This window comes from Janthinobacterium sp. CG_23.3 (genome assembly GCF_046115965.1).
Lineage (GTDB): Bacteria > Pseudomonadota > Gammaproteobacteria > Burkholderiales > Burkholderiaceae_D > Janthinobacterium.
Genome location: NZ_JBJXIB010000143.1, coordinates 1 through 14,617 on the forward strand (window position 1 = coordinate 1; position 14,617 = coordinate 14,617).

The 14,617-nt window shown below is 66.0% G+C and carries 15 protein-coding genes and 2 pseudogenes; 10 read left to right on the forward strand and 7 right to left on the reverse strand.

The features are described from left to right. Positions 1 to 94: 94 nt before the first annotated feature. Positions 95 to 433 (forward strand): annotated as a pseudogene (locus ACFDR9_RS23865) (LysR substrate-binding domain-containing protein); the annotation flags it as partial. Positions 434 to 510: 77 nt separating this feature from the next. On the opposite strand, the gene ACFDR9_RS23870 reads toward ACFDR9_RS23865, so the two are convergent. From ACFDR9_RS23870 to ACFDR9_RS23880, 3 genes are all read right to left on the reverse strand, one after another. Then, a complete protein-coding gene (locus ACFDR9_RS23870) occupies positions 511 to 864 on the reverse strand; it encodes a hypothetical protein (RefSeq protein WP_017875906.1) in 354 nt (117 codons plus the stop codon). 151 nt (positions 865 to 1,015) lie between these two features. Continuing rightward, on the reverse strand, positions 1,016 to 1,432 hold the full coding sequence (locus ACFDR9_RS23875) for a hypothetical protein (protein ID WP_017875905.1): 417 nt from the start codon (positions 1,430 to 1,432) through the stop codon (positions 1,016 to 1,018). Between the two features lie 151 nt (positions 1,433 to 1,583). Further along, positions 1,584 to 1,946, reverse strand: a complete 363-nt coding sequence (locus tag ACFDR9_RS23880; RefSeq protein WP_409032566.1) for a hypothetical protein — start codon at positions 1,944 to 1,946, stop codon at positions 1,584 to 1,586. Between the two features lie 267 nt (positions 1,947 to 2,213). On the opposite strand from ACFDR9_RS23880, the gene ligD reads away from it, so the two are divergent. Both ligD and fos read left to right on the forward strand, forming a co-directional pair. Next, positions 2,214 to 4,733 carry a DNA ligase D gene (gene ligD / locus ACFDR9_RS23885; RefSeq protein WP_409032567.1) on the forward strand — a complete coding sequence of 840 codons (2,520 nt, stop codon included), beginning with the start codon at positions 2,214 to 2,216 and terminating at the stop codon, positions 4,731 to 4,733. A 141-nt stretch (positions 4,734 to 4,874) separates the two neighbouring features. Beyond that, complete coding sequence (fos, locus tag ACFDR9_RS23890) at positions 4,875 to 5,285, forward strand: fosfomycin resistance glutathione transferase (protein ID WP_409032576.1); 411 nt, start codon at positions 4,875 to 4,877, stop codon at positions 5,283 to 5,285. A 136-nt stretch (positions 5,286 to 5,421) separates the two neighbouring features. Here the strand turns inward: fos and ACFDR9_RS23895 are convergent, their stop codons facing one another. The 4 genes from ACFDR9_RS23895 to ACFDR9_RS23910 form a co-directional block, all read right to left on the reverse strand. Continuing rightward, the gene (locus tag ACFDR9_RS23895; protein WP_017875902.1) at positions 5,422 to 5,616 is read right to left on the reverse strand and encodes a YqaE/Pmp3 family membrane protein; all 195 of its coding nucleotides are present in this window, start codon (positions 5,614 to 5,616) and stop codon (positions 5,422 to 5,424) included. Positions 5,617 to 5,790: 174 nt separating this feature from the next. Further along, positions 5,791 to 6,726 carry a Ku protein gene (locus ACFDR9_RS23900; RefSeq protein ID WP_409032568.1) on the reverse strand — a complete coding sequence of 312 codons (936 nt, stop codon included), beginning with the start codon at positions 6,724 to 6,726 and terminating at the stop codon, positions 5,791 to 5,793. Positions 6,727 to 6,729: 3 nt separating this feature from the next. After that, positions 6,730 to 7,734: an SDR family oxidoreductase gene (locus ACFDR9_RS23905; RefSeq protein WP_409032569.1), complete on the reverse strand. Its 1,005-nt coding sequence runs from the start codon at positions 7,732 to 7,734 to the stop codon at positions 6,730 to 6,732. Between the two features lie 111 nt (positions 7,735 to 7,845). Then, a complete protein-coding gene (locus tag ACFDR9_RS23910; RefSeq protein WP_409032570.1) occupies positions 7,846 to 8,451 on the reverse strand; it encodes a hypothetical protein in 606 nt (201 codons plus the stop codon). Positions 8,452 to 8,551: 100 nt separating this feature from the next. Here ACFDR9_RS23910 and ACFDR9_RS23915 point away from each other — a divergent pair, with 100 nt between their 5' ends. From ACFDR9_RS23915 to ACFDR9_RS23945, 7 genes and pseudogenes are all read left to right on the forward strand, one after another. Next, positions 8,552 to 9,370 (forward strand): GGDEF domain-containing protein, encoded by an 819-nt coding sequence (locus ACFDR9_RS23915; RefSeq protein ID WP_409032571.1) that lies wholly within the window; start codon positions 8,552 to 8,554, stop codon positions 9,368 to 9,370. A gap of 195 nt (positions 9,371 to 9,565) precedes the next feature. Then, positions 9,566 to 10,219, forward strand: coding sequence for a MarR family winged helix-turn-helix transcriptional regulator (locus tag ACFDR9_RS23920; RefSeq protein ID WP_017875899.1), 654 nt, complete (start codon positions 9,566 to 9,568; stop codon positions 10,217 to 10,219). Between the two features lie 94 nt (positions 10,220 to 10,313). Beyond that, positions 10,314 to 10,607: a hypothetical protein gene (locus ACFDR9_RS23925; RefSeq protein ID WP_409032572.1), complete on the forward strand. Its 294-nt coding sequence runs from the start codon at positions 10,314 to 10,316 to the stop codon at positions 10,605 to 10,607. Next, positions 10,604 to 11,119, forward strand: coding sequence for a peroxiredoxin family protein (locus tag ACFDR9_RS23930; protein ID WP_409032573.1), 516 nt, complete (start codon positions 10,604 to 10,606; stop codon positions 11,117 to 11,119). The genes ACFDR9_RS23925 and ACFDR9_RS23930 overlap by 4 nt, the downstream gene beginning before the upstream one ends. A gap of 30 nt (positions 11,120 to 11,149) precedes the next feature. Continuing rightward, on the forward strand, positions 11,150 to 11,893 hold the full coding sequence (locus ACFDR9_RS23935) for a hypothetical protein (RefSeq protein WP_409032574.1): 744 nt from the start codon (positions 11,150 to 11,152) through the stop codon (positions 11,891 to 11,893). Between the two features lie 91 nt (positions 11,894 to 11,984). After that, complete coding sequence (locus tag ACFDR9_RS23940; RefSeq protein ID WP_409032575.1) at positions 11,985 to 13,625, forward strand: SulP family inorganic anion transporter; 1,641 nt, start codon at positions 11,985 to 11,987, stop codon at positions 13,623 to 13,625. Between the two features lie 247 nt (positions 13,626 to 13,872). Continuing rightward, positions 13,873 to 14,617, forward strand: a pseudogene (locus ACFDR9_RS23945) (hybrid sensor histidine kinase/response regulator); the annotation flags it as partial.

Below are 14,617 nucleotides of genomic sequence, written 5' to 3' on the forward strand. Positions count from 1 at the left end.
ACAACGTACCCGACATACGGTGATATGATCACCGCCACCTCTCGCCCCAACCCTCTCCGCTCGCCCCCACGCCCCCCGCCCCCCCCCCCGCAACGCCGAACAGATGGGGGCGTGCGTGCTGCTGCACGACGAGCACCGCGGCGACTGGCGCGTATGGCTGGCGGAGGCCGGTTTTGCGCCGGCGCTGGCGGCGCGCGGACCGGTGTTCGTCGAGTCGAACGCGGTGCTGGAGGCGGCGCGCGCCGGCGCCGGCCTGGCGCTGGCGCCGCTGGCGCTGGTACGCGCCGATTTGGCGGCGAACAGGCTGGTCCAGGTATTCCCAGCGGCGATGAAAGGCCGGCTCGGCTACTACCTGGCCTACCCCGAGCGCTCGCTGGCGCGCCCGGAGGCGCTGCAACTGCGCGATTGGATGCTTGACGAGGCCGCTTCGTAAGCGGCGGCGCAAGCAAGCGCCCGCGCCAATGGAAAAAGACAGGCGAACCTGTCTTTTTCCATTCACCTACCGAAGAATTACTTCGCTGGCACCGCTGGCACCGCCGGCACCGCTTCCGCTTTCACTTCGTCGGTGTGCGCTTTGGCTTTGGCCTTGGTTTTGGCCGCCTTGCGATGGGCTTTGGCTTTGCTGACCTTGGTGTCGCTTTTGGCGCTGGCAACGTCCTCTTTCGCACCGGCCACGGCCGCCGCTTCTTTGGCGTCAGCCTTGACTACCGCCTTGGTTTCTTTGGCGTCGGCCTTGGCCACTTCCTTGGCTTGTTTCGCTTCGGCTTTGACGACCGGCACGGCAGGCGTCGATGCGGCCGGGGTGGTGGCGAACGCCGCGGTTGCGAACAGGGAGGCGATCAGGGTAGCGATTACTTTTTTCATGGCGTAGTCCTTTAGTGGGATAGGGTTGTGCTGTGTGTTCGATTCGGTGCTGCTCAGCCTAAAACGTTCGGCCGGCGCTGCGCGTTGACATCAATTACGTCCCGTTTGCAATTCATTTTGCCGGCCATGGCGTCGTGGCTGAAGGTGCGAGTTACTTGGCCGGGGTCGCCGCGGTTGCGTCGACTTTCGCTGCGACATGCGCGTCGGCCTTGACTTCTTTGGCGTCGGCTTTGGCGACGTCGGCGGCGGCTTTTGTTTTCGTGTCGGCTGCCTTGTGATGCGCCTTGGCCTTGCTTACCTTGGCGTCGGCTTTGGCGGCGACGACTTCTTCTTTTGCGCCGGCGACAGCTACCGCTTCTTTGGCGTCGGCCTTGACGACCGCCTTGGTTTCCTTGGCGTCGGCCTTGGCCGCTTCCTTGGCTTGTTTCGCTTCGGCTTTGAGCAGAGGAACGCCAGGCGCGGAGACGGCGGCGGAGACTGCAACAGGCGCCGCGGCAGGCGCTGGCGTGACGGCGAACGCTGCGGTTGCGAACAGGGAGGCGATCAAGGTGGCGATTACTTTATGCATGGTGTAGTCCTTTGGCGGTAAGTGAGTTGTTGTGCAATTCGGTGCTGCTGAGCTAAAAACGTTTGGCCGGCGCGGCGGGTTGACCTGTATTACATCCGCTTACAATCGTTGACTGCGCCGGCCCGCGTATCGGTGCTGCGAAAGCCCGGGCTTACTGCGCTGGCGCGGCTTCCTTGGCTTCGACTTTCGCCGCATCGGCGTGGGCTTTTGCCTTTGCTTTCGATGCCTTGCGGTGGGCCTTGGCCTTGCTGACTTTGGCGTCGGCCTTGGCGCCGGCGACGTCCGCTGTCGCGCCGGCCACGGCTACCGCTTCTTTGGCGTCGGCCTTGACGACAGCCTTGGTTTCCTTGGCGTCCGCCTTGGCCACTTCCTTGGCTTGTTTGGCGTCGGCCTTGACGACGGCAACGGCCGGGGCGGAGGCGGAGGCGACAGGCGCCGCAGCCGGTGCCGGCGTCGTGGCAAACGCGGCGGTTGCGAACAGTGCGGCGATCAGGGTAGCGATTACTTTTTTCATGTTGCAGGCCTCAAGTGGTGGTGTTCATCAAGCGGGTCAATTCCCGTCTCATGAGCAAAGAACGCGGGCCGAGTCCGCCGCGTTGACGGCTATTACATCCGCTTACAATCGGCTTCGGAGAAGGTGGACGCACGATTGTCGGCCACGCTCGCCCGAAGCCGCGCAATCCGTCGCGCGCTTAATCCGCCGCACCGCTCTGTTAGCTGGCGTACCGTGTGCCCCGGCGCCGCGCCGTAGACTGGAATCGTCGCCAACCACGGGCCAGCTATGACGGACGCACTGAAAACCTATAAAGCCAAGCGCAACTTCGACGTCACGCCCGAGCCGGCCGACGGCGGCGAGCAGGGCGCCAGCTTGTCGTTCGTGATCCAAAAGCACTGGGCAAGCCGTCTGCACTACGATTTCCGCCTGGAACTGGACGGCACCATGAAGAGCTGGGCGGTGCCCAAGGGGCCGAGCTACGACACCAAGGACAAGCGGATGGCGGTACACGTCGAGGATCATCCGATTTCCTACTCCAGTTTCGAGGGCACGATCCCCGAGCATCAATATGGCGCCGGCAAGGTGGTCATCTGGGACAAGGGCACCTGGCAGCCGCTGGAGGAACCGCACCAGGCTTACGCCGCCGGCAATCTGAAGTTCGAGCTGCACGGACACAAGATGCACGGCAAATGGGTGTTGGTGCGCATGAAGGGCAAGGGCGAAAAACAGCAACCCTGGCTGCTGATCAAAGAGAAGGACGGTTTCGCCCGCCCGGCGGCCGAGTTCAGCGTGGTCGATGAAATGCCCGACAGCGTCAAGGCGCTGCCGACGCCGACGCGCGCCCAAGCGGCCGGCCCGGCCGCGGCTCGGCAGGGCGCCGCCGCGCCGCCGGCGGAGCTGGAACCGGTGGCGTTGCCGGCCACGCTGGCGCCGCAGTTGGCGACGCTGGTGGACGCTGCGCCGACGTCGGCCGAGGACTGGCTGTTCGAACTGAAATTCGACGGCTACCGCATCCTCAGCCGCATCGACGGCGAGCGCGTGCAATTATTCACCCGCAACGGCCACGACTGGAGCCGCAAGCTCGAACCCTTGCGCGCGGCGCTGGCGCGGATGGGGCTGCCGTGCGGCTGGTACGACGGCGAAATCGTCGTCCACGACGAGCAGGGGCGGCCCTACTTCGGCTTGCTGCAGCAAGCCTTCGACGACGAGTCCACCGCCGAGATCGTGTATTTTTTGTTCGACGCGCCCTTCCTCGACGGCCGCGACCTGCGCCCGCTGCCGTTGGAGACGCGCCGCGCCTTGCTGCAGGGCGCGCTGGAACGGGCGCCGCAACAGCCGGCGGTGCGCTTCAGCGTCCAGCTCGACGCCGCGCCGCAGGACATCGTCGCCGCCGCCTGCAAGCTGGGGCTGGAGGGCGTGATCGGCAAGCGCCGCGGTTCGCCCTACGTGACGCGGCGCTCGGCGGACTGGATCAAGCTCAAATGCGGCCAGCGCCAGGAGTTCGTCATCGGCGGCTACACCGATCCGCAGGGCGGACGCACCGGCATCGGCGCTTTGCTGCTGGGCACCTACGACGAGCGCGGCCGGCTGCGCTACGCCGGCAACGTCGGCAGCGGCTTCAACGAGGCCGCGCTGCGCGACTTGAAGCGGCGCCTGGCGCGGCTCGACAGCGAGCAATCCCCCTTCGAAGCCTGTGCCGAGATCGCCAGGAAATCGCACTGGGTCAAGCCGCAATTGCTGGCCGAGGTCAGCTTTTCCGAGTGGACCCGGGGCGGCTCGCTGCGCCACGCGGTATTCCATGGCCTGCGCGCCGACAAGAAGCCGAGCGCGATCACCCGCGAAATTCCCTTGCATATGGAGGATGGCATGGACAGTGTCGACCGGCCGGGCGTCAAGGGCAGTTTGCCGCCCGGCCTGAAGGTGAGCAACCCCGAGCGCCTTATCGACGCCGACAGCGGCACCACCAAGATCGGCCTGGTGCGCTACTACGCGCTGGTCGGCCAACTGATGCTGGCGCATTTGAAGGCGCGCCCGGTGTCGCTGGTGCGGGCGCCGTCGGGCGTCGGCGGCGAGCTGTTTTTCCAGAAGCACGCCGACAGCGGCAAGCTGCCCGGCGTCACGCAGCTCGACGCGGCGCTCGACCCGGAACACGCGCCGATGCTGGAAGTGGCGACGCTGCAGGGCCTGCTCGGCGCGGCGCAGTGGAACGTGGTCGAGTTGCACACCCAGAACGCCTTCGCCGCGCGCTACGAGACGCCGAACCGCATCGTCTTCGACCTCGACCCCGGCAAGGACGTCGAGTGGAAGGCAATCCAGGAGGGCGCGCGGCTGATGCGGGCGATGCTCGACGAACTGGGCTTGCAGTCGTTCCTGAAAACCAGCGGTGGCAAGGGCTTGCACGTCGTGGTGCCGATCAAACCGTTTTACGGCTGGGACGTGGTGAAGGCGTTTTCGCAAGCGGTCGTGGCGCACATGGCGCAGACCATACCGGAGCGTTTCGTGCTGAAAAGCGGCCCGTCCAACCGGGTCGGCAAAATTTTCATCGACTATCTGCGCAACGGCCGCGGCGCGACCACGGTGTGCGCCTGGTCGGCGCGGGCCCGGCCGGGGTTGGGCATTTCGGTGCCGCTGGACTGGGACGAGCTGGCCGCCGTCAAACGGGGCGACCAGTGGACGGTGGCCACCGTGCATACCCGCCTGGACCGCGGCAACGAGCCGTGGGCCGCCTACGCCAAGAGCGCGCGCAGTCTGACGGCGGCGATGAAAAGGCTGGGTTTCGATCCGCGCCAACACAAGGGCGCTTAGGTTTGGTATTACGCGAGATCCGGGGCGCGGTATGCGCGGCGTGACTTGATGCGCGTTGCGCGCGCCGAACTCACGCGGCGGTAAGCAGCGAGATTGGCTTTGGTAAAATCATATTTTCAAGATGCTCATCCGGGGACTTCTGTGCTAACTGGAATCAACCACCTAACCCTCGCCGTCACGGACATATCGAAAAGCGTCGAATTCTACTCCCGTCTGTTAAATTTCCGGCTGCACGCAAGCTGGGATGCCGGTGCATATCTTTCTGTTGGCGAACTATGGTTGTGCCTGTCGCTTGACACGGTACGTTCGGGTGAAAATAGCCATGAGTACACCCATTACGCTTTTTCTATTCAACAGTCCGAATTGCCTCAGTTTCGGCAGCGTCTGGAAGTTGAGGGGATAAAAGAATGGAAATTGAATCGTAGTGAAGGCGACTCCGTGTATTTTCTTGACCCGGACGGCCACAAGCTTGAGGCGCACGTGGGATCGATGGATTCCAGAATCGCGCAGTGCCGGAAACTTCCCTACACCGGCATGCAATTCTACGACTGAGTTTCTTGGCCGAACGGGGAGACCACTTCGGCCAGTTGCGCCAATTTCCACCCGCTCCCCAAAAGCGATGCCCTGTAACAACGTGTTATTTCGAATAACGGGGTGCTGGCGTTGCGGCAGATACGCCGCAGTGGCCTTAGCTGCGCTGTTGCAGCGCCTCGGCGATCTTCTTGTCGGTGTTGTACTGGCTCAACGCGTAGACCGACCAGATCGCCGCTGGAATCCAGCCGATCAGGGTGATCTGCAAAATCAGGCAGATGATGCCGGCGATCGGACGGCCGATGGTGAAGAAGGTCAGCCACGGAAAAATCAGGGAAATGAGGAGGCGCATGTAGTCGTAGTCTTTATGTAAGTGTCAAGTGGGCGGCGCCGCGTGCGGCGCCGTATGCGCCCGATTGTAATCATAATATAGTTTCTGTTGTTGTAATTCGACGCGCGGTCCGCGCGATGGCTCTGTCGACTTCATTCGCACTGCTTGTCGTTGCTTCAATTGACGTCGCCGGCCTTACCCGGTTTTACGGCTTGCGGTGCGCGGTTTTGCCGCGGGCGTCTTGGCCGCGGCCTTCCTCGCGGCCGGCTTTTTGACTTTGACCGGCGCGGCGTCGCCATCGGCGTCACCATCGCCGCGCGCGCGCGCCGCGCCGGGCTTCTTGCCCAGGCTTTGCTGCAGCAGCGCGACCAGGTCGATAACGTTGCCGGAGCCGGCCTGGCGTTTCGCCGGCGCCGCCGCCGTGATCGTTTTGGTTTGTTTGGCCGCGATCTTGCGCTCCACCAGCGCCAGAATGTCTTCCCGGTAGGTGTCGCGATATTGCTCCGGCTGCCAAGCCTCGGTCATGCCGTCCACCAGCGACAGCGCCATCTGCAACTCCTTGTCGGAAATGCCGGCCGCCTTCGACGTCGCCGCCGGCAGCTTCAGCTCGTCGGCGGCGCGGATCTCGTCATGGTAGCGCAGCGTGTTGAGGACGATCGCCTCGCCGATGCACACCAGCGCGCACAGGTGCTGTTTGGTGCGCATGACAACGTTGGCGATGCCGATCTTGCCGCCCCGGCGCAGCGTCTCGCGCAGCAGCGCATACACCTTGTCGCCGCCGCGCGACGGCGCCAGGTAGTACGGATGCTCGTAGTAAATCAGCGGCACCTCCTCGGCGTGGACGAAGGCCAGAATGTCGATGGTCTGGGTGGCCTCGATGTTGGCGCGCTTCAAATCCTCGTCCGACAGCACGACGAATTCGCCCTCGCTGTACTCGTAACCTTTGACGATGTTGTCCCAGCCGACCTCCTGGCCGCTCTGCTTGTTATAGCGCTTGAAGCCGACCGGGGCGAAGTCGCGCCGGTCCAGCATCGTCAGGTCGAGTTCGTTCTCCTTGACGGCCGAGTACAGCTCGACCGGGATGTGCACCAGGCCGAAGCTGATCGCGCCCTTCCACAGCGTGCGGGCCACGCGCTACTCCCCGATGCTGCCGGTAATCGGCAGCACGATGCCGGTGATATAGCTGGAACAGGCCGCCGAGGCCAGGAAAACGTAGGCCGGCGACAGCTCCTCCGGCTGGGCCGGACGGTGCATGCTGGTGTCCTGGCCGAACTTGGCGATCTTCTCGGCGCTCTGGTCGGCCGGATTCAGCGGCGTCCACACCGGCCCCGGCGCGATGGCGTTGACGCGGATGCCCTGGTCGATCAGGTTGGCCGCCAGCGACATCGTGAACGCGTGGATCGCCCCCTTCGTCGTCGAATAGTCGAGCAGCTTCTTCGACCCCTTCAGCCCCGTCACCGAGCCGGTGTTGATGATGGCCGCGCCGCGCTTGAGGTGCGGCAGCACCGCCTTGGCCATGTGGAAGTAGCCGTAGACGTTGGTCTTCATGGTCAGGTCGAAGCGCTCCTCGCTCAGTTCCAGCAGCGACTCGGCGTGCTCTTGGAAGGCGGCGTTGTTGACCAGGATGTCGATGCGCCCGAACGTCGCGGCCGCCTGGGCGCAGGCGTTGTGGCAAAACTGCGGATCGCGCACGTCGCCGGCGAGCAACAGGCAGCTTTGGCCCTCGGCCTCGACGTAGCGCTTGGTCTCGTTGGCGTCCTCGTGCTCGTTGAGGTAGATGATGGCGACGTCGGCGCCCTCGCGCGCGTACAGTACCGCCACCGCGCGGCCAATGCCGGAGTCGCCGCCGGTGATCACCGCCACCTGGCCGGTCAGCTTGCCGCTGCCGCAGTAGTCGGGCGCCAGAAACTGCGGCCGCAGCTGCATCTGCGCCTCGATGCCGGGTTTGTCGAGGTGCTGCGCCGGCAGCGGCCCGGTCGGGTAGTCGCGCACGCCGGTTTGCACCGGCGCCCTGGCGCGCTCGCGTCCGCCCTGGCGCGTCTGCGCATGGGCCTGGGCGTCGCGGCTGTCCTGTTCGTGCTGCACCGCGCGCTGCTTGTTGGCGGCCGCGTCGGGCGTCTTGTTCTCCGATGTGCTCATCTCGTTCTCCTTGGACTGAGGGGTCCAGTATTGGCCTAGAGCGCCGAACGGACGGTGCGCTTCCTCACAAAGCGCAAATAATGACGCCGTAGAGCCTTGTTTTTTTTGTACTTATGGCACACTACGGGCATGGCAGTAAAACATTGATAGGGAGGCATCATGGCGCAGTGGCAGCCGAAAAACGTGGCGATGTATGTGCACCCCGACGGCGCGCGTCGCGCCGAGTTCCAGCGCGAGTGCGGCGAGCTGTTCGAACGCCTGTGCCTGTGCGACAGCGCCGGCGAGGGCGCGGCCGAGCTGGTACGGCGCCGCGTCGACCTGCTGGTGGTCGACGTCGGCCAGCTCGACCGCGCGGCCGACCTGGCCGGCGTCGGCGAGCTGGTGCGTAGTCGCGGCGGCGCGCCGACCCTGTTGCTGTGCCCGTTCGCGGGCGCCGCCTGGATCCCGGAGCTGATGGCCTACGGGCCGCTGCAATACCTGATCACGCCGGCCAACGGCAGCGAATTGCAACAGTGCGTGCGGCAGGCGCTGCAGCAAATCGAGCGCGCGCCGGGGCCGGAACTGATCCAGTTCCAGTTGCAGACCAAGGAAAAAGAGCTGCGCGAGCTGCTGGCGATCCAGCGCAGCGTGCAGCGCGTGCTGGCCGACGCGGCCGACCCGTCGCGGGTGGCTGAACAGATCTGCCTGGCGCTGTGCGCCTTCCCCGGCGTGCGCCACAGCGCCTTGTTCCAGCTGCGCGCGCGGCGACCTGCAACTGCTGGCGCAGGAGTCGCGCAACCACCTCGACCTGCGCCGCCTGCTGCAGCGCGGCGACCGCTTGCTGCAGTCGCCGCTGCGCGAGCTCTTCCCGCCGTTGCTGGCGGCCGCCAACGGCGCGCTGGCGCTGCTGGACGCGCCGGAAAAGTGCGGCGACCCGGAGCTGGCGGTGAGCCTGTACGACAAGGACGTGCAGATGGTGCTGGGGCTGCCGCTGGCGCCCGACGCCGGCGCCGCCGCGCAGGGCGCGCTGTGCCTGATGTTCGACCGGCGCATGCCGTTCTCGCGCGAGCAGTTCGCCTGCTTCGCCAGCCTGGCGCAGCTGATCAGCTTAGGGCTGGCGATGGGCGAGCTGAAACGCCGCAACGACGAGTTGCACGGGCAATTGGAGCAAGCCAGTGGTACCGATCCGCTGACCGGCGCGGGCAACGCGCGCCAGGGCGAGTTTTGGCTGGCGCGGGAGATCGGCCGGGCGCGCCGCTACGTCGTGCCGCTGAGCCTGATCAGCTTCGAACTCGACGGCTTCGACGACATTACCGCGCGCCACGGCCGCCCGCACGCCGAGCTGGCGCTGAAGGCGCTGGCCGAAGCGACCCAGGCGACGCTGCGCGGCGCCGACGCGCTGGCCCGCGTCGGCGCGGCCACCTTCCTGGTCCTGGCGCCGCACACCGAGGCGCCCGGCGCGGCCGCCATGGCCGAAAAAATCCGCGCCGCCGCGACGGCGGCGCAGATGCCGGGCGGCGAGGGCGCTACCATTAGCGTCGGCGTGGCCGAATTGCGCGGCGAGGAGGACGGCGGGGCCTTGCTGGCGCGCCTGGCCGGCGCGCTGGAGCAGGCCAGGGACGGCGGCCGCAACCGCGTGCAACTGGCCGCGCCGTAAGCGTCGCTCGCGCTCTCGCTGGCGGCGGCATGGTACGGGCACCACAGCGCCTGCTGCTGCGCGGCCATTGGCACCGCCAACGCGACGGTGGTAGCCTGAGGCATGCCGTTCTCGCGCGAATAGGCCACATGCCGTTGGTGCAATAAAATTACGTAGGACTCTTGATTAATTGCTCGGCCGTGCTATGATGCGGCCATGGACATCAAACCTGAAACCCCTTGGGACGGCACGCCGGACATATCGGCCCGCATCATTGCCGCGATTAGCCGCGTCTCCAGTGTGTTGCGGGCGGGAATGTGGGAATTTGCGACCGCCGAGAATCTCAATCCGGCCCAAGCCGAAATTTTGCAACTGTTGAATGGGCGCACGCAGGGCGTGCGTCTTTCCTGGCTTGCCGCCCAGTTATCCGTTTCCGCCGCTAGCGCCAGCGATTCCGTCGCCGCGTTGGAGAAGAAAGGATTGGTGAGGAAGGCCCGCGCCGAAGACGACGGTCGTGCAAGTGCGCTCTGGCTGACCGAGCAGGGGAAAGGTCTGGTCGAGAGAATGACGACGGCCGTCAGTTTTGCGGACGATGCCGCCGCCGCGCTGGATGCCGAAGTGCAGGGCCAACTGCTGGTGGGGCTGTTCAAGTTGATTGCGCAGTTACAAAAGAGTGAACGCTTTCCCGCATTGCGCGCTTGCCTGTCGTGCCGTTACTTTGAGCCTAACGTCTATCCAGGCGCCCCGGCGCCGCATCACTGCGCCCTCGTCAAGGCGCCGTTGCCCATCGCGTTTTTAAGAATTGATTGCGCGGAGCATCTACCCACGGATGCGGCGGCTGAGCGCCGCAATTGGGACGTGTTCGCCTGATTTTTTTTGCGCTATATAGTTAGGACTCCTATTTTATGGGGCGACGTGGCCGCTCTCCTCATTTTGTCTCCGGCCATTTAAAAAAGGAAAAATTATGTCCCGCATTGAACTTCTGACCCAGGACGGCGCACGCGCCGAAGCGCGTCCATTGCTTGAGCAAGTCCACGCCGCGTTCGGCGCGACGCCGAACATGTTCCGGGCCCTTGCCAATTCCCCCGCGGCGCAGATCCAGGGCGCCGACGTCGAGTCGCTTCGCAACGTCGGTTTCACGGATGGCGACGTCATGGAAATGATGGGACATATCGCGCTGAACCTGTTCACCAACTATGTGAACGTCGCCTTCGCCGTTCCGCTCGACTTTCCACACGTGACGCTGCGCGCCAAATGATCCCGCGCAGCGTGAACGCCGCGCCGGAATTCGAGGTGGCGGCCTGGCTCAACGCCCACGGCCCGGTCAGCCTTGCCGCCTTGCGCGGCAAGGTCGTGGCGGTGTATGCGTTCCAGATGTTGTGCCCGGCTTGTGTGTCGCACGGTATTCCCCAGGCCAAGAAAGTACGGGAAACCTTTGCGCGGGACGACGTCGAAGTGTTGGGTCTGCATACCGTTTTCGAACATCATGCCGTGATGACCCCTGCGGCACTGGAGGTGTTCATCCACGAATACCGGATCGATTTTCCGATCGGTATAGACCGGCCGTCGGATAAGGGGCCGGTGCCGCAGACGATGGACAGGTATCAGTTGCGCGGCACGCCGACGCTGCTCCTGTTTGATCGAAGCGGCGTGCTGCGCCAGAAGATCTTCGGCATCGCCGACGACATGCGGGTCGGCGCCCTCATCGCTCAACTAGTCGCCGAGACGGCCGATGGCTCTCACTGCGACGATGGCGCTTGCCGGCTTTAATCACATCAAACCCACCGAATAGGAGAATACATGACATTTTTCACACCCGTAATCGCCGCAACGCTGTTCCTTTGCGTCTGCACCGCCCAAGCCCACCAGGGCCACGCGGGCGGCATTCAAACCGCTTCCGCCAAAGGTGTCAACGCCTCGTTCGACATTGTCCATACGCGGATCGCCAAGGAAGGAAACACGGCGGTTTTTCATATTGCGGTATCGGGCAAAGCCGGCAAGTCGCATCCCACCAAGGTTGGGAAATTGGCCGGCAGCAGCGTTTTTTCGTATGTTTGGCCAACTACCATGGATCCGTCGGTCGTCGGGTTCGACAAGGGCGCGGGTATACTTGCCTTTGCCGTGACCTCGCACCCGGATTTTGACGATACCCCACTGTACGATGAAAATGGCGACGGCGACCTGGCTAACGACGGCGATCTGTGGCATTCGCATTGGGTGGTGCTCCAAACGGATGATGCCTGCGGCAAGGGGGCTCTCAAAGTCATCGACATTCCTGAAGGGGCGAAGCCGGCGCTGCCGAAGACCTGGCCCGGGCTTCCTCTGCTTATCGATAGCCCGGGCTACAGTCCCGTATTCAAAGGCAATACGCTTGAAGTCCGGGTGCCGTTCGACGATATCGGTGTCGTTGCCGAATCCGCTTTCGATGGCGTGGCAGCGGCGCTTCGGGTCAACGCGAGCGTGCATAGCCCCTTGCTGTGCGTCGTCGACGTCTTCAAGGTCGCGTCCGGCGCGCTGACGTTGCCCGGCAAGGTCGGCAAATAAGGGATAGGCGTTTGCCGCTTAGCCCCGGCCGGGGCTGTCGCCGTGGCGCGCCGCGTGGTAGGCTTGCGCCTTTCAAAAACGGAACACGACCATGCTGCTATGGCTCAGGCAATACCGGCGCGCGCTGCTGGCCGGCGACCTCACGGCCGGTGTCGTGGTGGCGATGATGATGATCCCGCAGGGCATGGCCTACGCGCTGGTGGCGGGCTTGCCGCCGGTGGCCGGGATTTACGCCAGCATCCTGCCGCCGGTGTTGTACGCGCTGTTCGGCAGCAGCATGACGCAGTCGGTCGGACCGATGGCGATCGTCTCGCTGATGACGGCCGCCGCGCTGGCGCCGATGGCCGACCCCGGCTCGGCGCTGTACCTCACGCTGGCGGCGCAACTGGCGCTGATCAGCGGCGCGCTGCTGCTGCTGTGCGGCGTGCTGCGGCTGGGCTTTCTGGCCAGCTTCCTGTCGCGCCCGGTGATCTCGGGCTTTAGCAACGGCGCCGCCATCGTCATCGTCGTCGGGCAGGTGCCGGCGCTGCTGGGCGCCAGCCTGCCGCGCTGGCACGGCCCCAGCGCGCTGCTCGGCCTGGGCAGCCTGCTGCTGCTGTGGCTGGCCAAGCGCTACGGCGCCGCGCTGCTGCGCCGCGGCGGATGCGGCGCGGCCGCCGCCGACACCGGCGCGCGCATGGCGCCGATGCTGCTGGTGATCGGCGCCACCGCGCTGGTGGCCGCGTTCGACCTGGCCGGCGCCGGCGTGCGCACCACCGGCCACGTGCCGTCCGGCCTGCCCACGCTGGGCCTGGCGGCCTCGCCGGCGCACTGGCGCACGCTGCTGTCGTCGGCGCTGCTGATCGCCTTCATCGTCTTCCTCATGAGCATGTCGGCGGCGCAAACGCTGGCGCAAAAACGCGGCGAGAAGCTGCTGACCAACCGCGAACTGCTGGGACTGGGCGCGGCCAACCTGGCCAGCGCCGTCTCGGGCGGCTTCCCGGTCACCGGCAGCATGTCGCGCTCGGCGGTGAACTTCTCGGCCGGCGCCCACACACCGCTGGCCAGCATCGTCACGGCGGCGCTGCTGGCGCTGGCGCTGGTGGCGCCGACCGGCTGGCTGGCGCTGCTGCCGCTGCCGGTGCTGGCGGCCACCATCATCTTCGCCGTCGCCGGCATGCTCGACGCGGCCACGCTGCGCGACGCCTGGCGCTACGACCGCAGCGACGCGCTGGCGCTGCTGGCGACCAGCGCCGGCGTGCTGCTGCTGGGCGTCGAGGCCGGCGTCGTCATCGGCGTGCTGCTGTCGATGGGCGCGCTGATCTGGCGCGCCAGCCGGCCGCACATCGCGGTGCTCGGGCGCATCCCCGGCAGCGAACACTATCGCAACATCGAGCGCCACGCCGCCGTGACGCTGCCGCATATCCTGGTGCTGCGCATCGACGCCGGCCTGTTCTTCGGCAACGTCGACGCCGTCTGCGTGCGCGTCGAAGAAGAGCTGCGCGCCCGCCCGGCCAGCCGCGACCTGGTACTGGTGCTGTCGGCGGTGAACCAGATCGACAGCACCGCGCTGTTCGGCCTGGCCGAGCTGAACCGGGCGCTGGCGGCGCGCGGCGTGGCGCTGCACCTGGCCGAGGTGAAGGGGCCGGTGATGGACCGGCTCAAGCACAGCACCTTGTTGCAGGAACTGCGCGGCCCGGTCTACCTGAGCACCGCGCTGGCCTGCCAGGACCTCGTCAAGGACGGCGCGTAAACCGCGCAACAACCCCGGGGCGGCCTGGAAATGATGCCCGCAGGCATGGACGGCCAGGGCGCGCGGCGCTATCATGTTCCAGACACAGCCGCGGCCGGACCGGCCGCCGCGCGTCAAGCGGGCCGATACGAGCGAAGGCGGAGATGAGCACTGATGACAAGGCGACAGGCGCGGCGCGGGCGCGCCAGGGCGCGCGCGCGGGCCGGCGCCGGCCCGTAGAGCGCTGCCGCCATGAGGCGATCCCCCTATGCTAGAGCGCAAGCGCAAGCGCCGCCGCGAGCACGGCCGCACCGTCTCCATCGCGCTCGTCGTCAGCGTCGCGCTGGCGGCCGTCGTCACGCTGGTGCTGGTGGCCTTCGCGACCTTCTTTTACCAGTCCGAGCGCGACCAGCGCTGGGCCCAGTTGCACAAGGCGCTGGCGGTCAGCGCCGACGAGCTGGCGGTGGCCGTCGAGCTGCCGGTGTGGAATTTCGACGAGAGCCAGATCCGCGCCATCATGAAGAGCAGCTTGAACAACCACGACCTGTACGCCAGCGTCGTCGCGCCGGCCTCGGGCAAGCGCCGCTACGTGCTCAGCCGCGACGCCGGCGGCGCCTTCGACGGCACGCTGCCGAACCAGCCCGGCCTGCTGCTCGAGCAGCGCACCATCTCGGCCGCCGGCCAGGTCATCGGCAGCGTCAGCGTGTACGCCTCGCCGGCGCAGTTGCACGGCGAACTGCGCCAGCGCCTGCTGGCCATCGTCGGCGTCATCGTCGTGCTCGACCTGACGCTGGTGCTGTGCGTCTACCTGCTGCTCTGGTTCCTGATCCTCAAGCCGCTGACGGCGGTGGGCCAGTACGCCGCCGCCGTCATGGCCGGCAGCGGCGTCGAAGGGGGGGGGGGGGGGGGGGTTTTGTTTTTTTGGGAGGTTTGCGCCCCTCACCAGGCCACCCCCCCCCCCCCGGCACTGCTTTCCCACCCCTCCCCGGCGAGAAACCCGGAAAAGGGCGTGT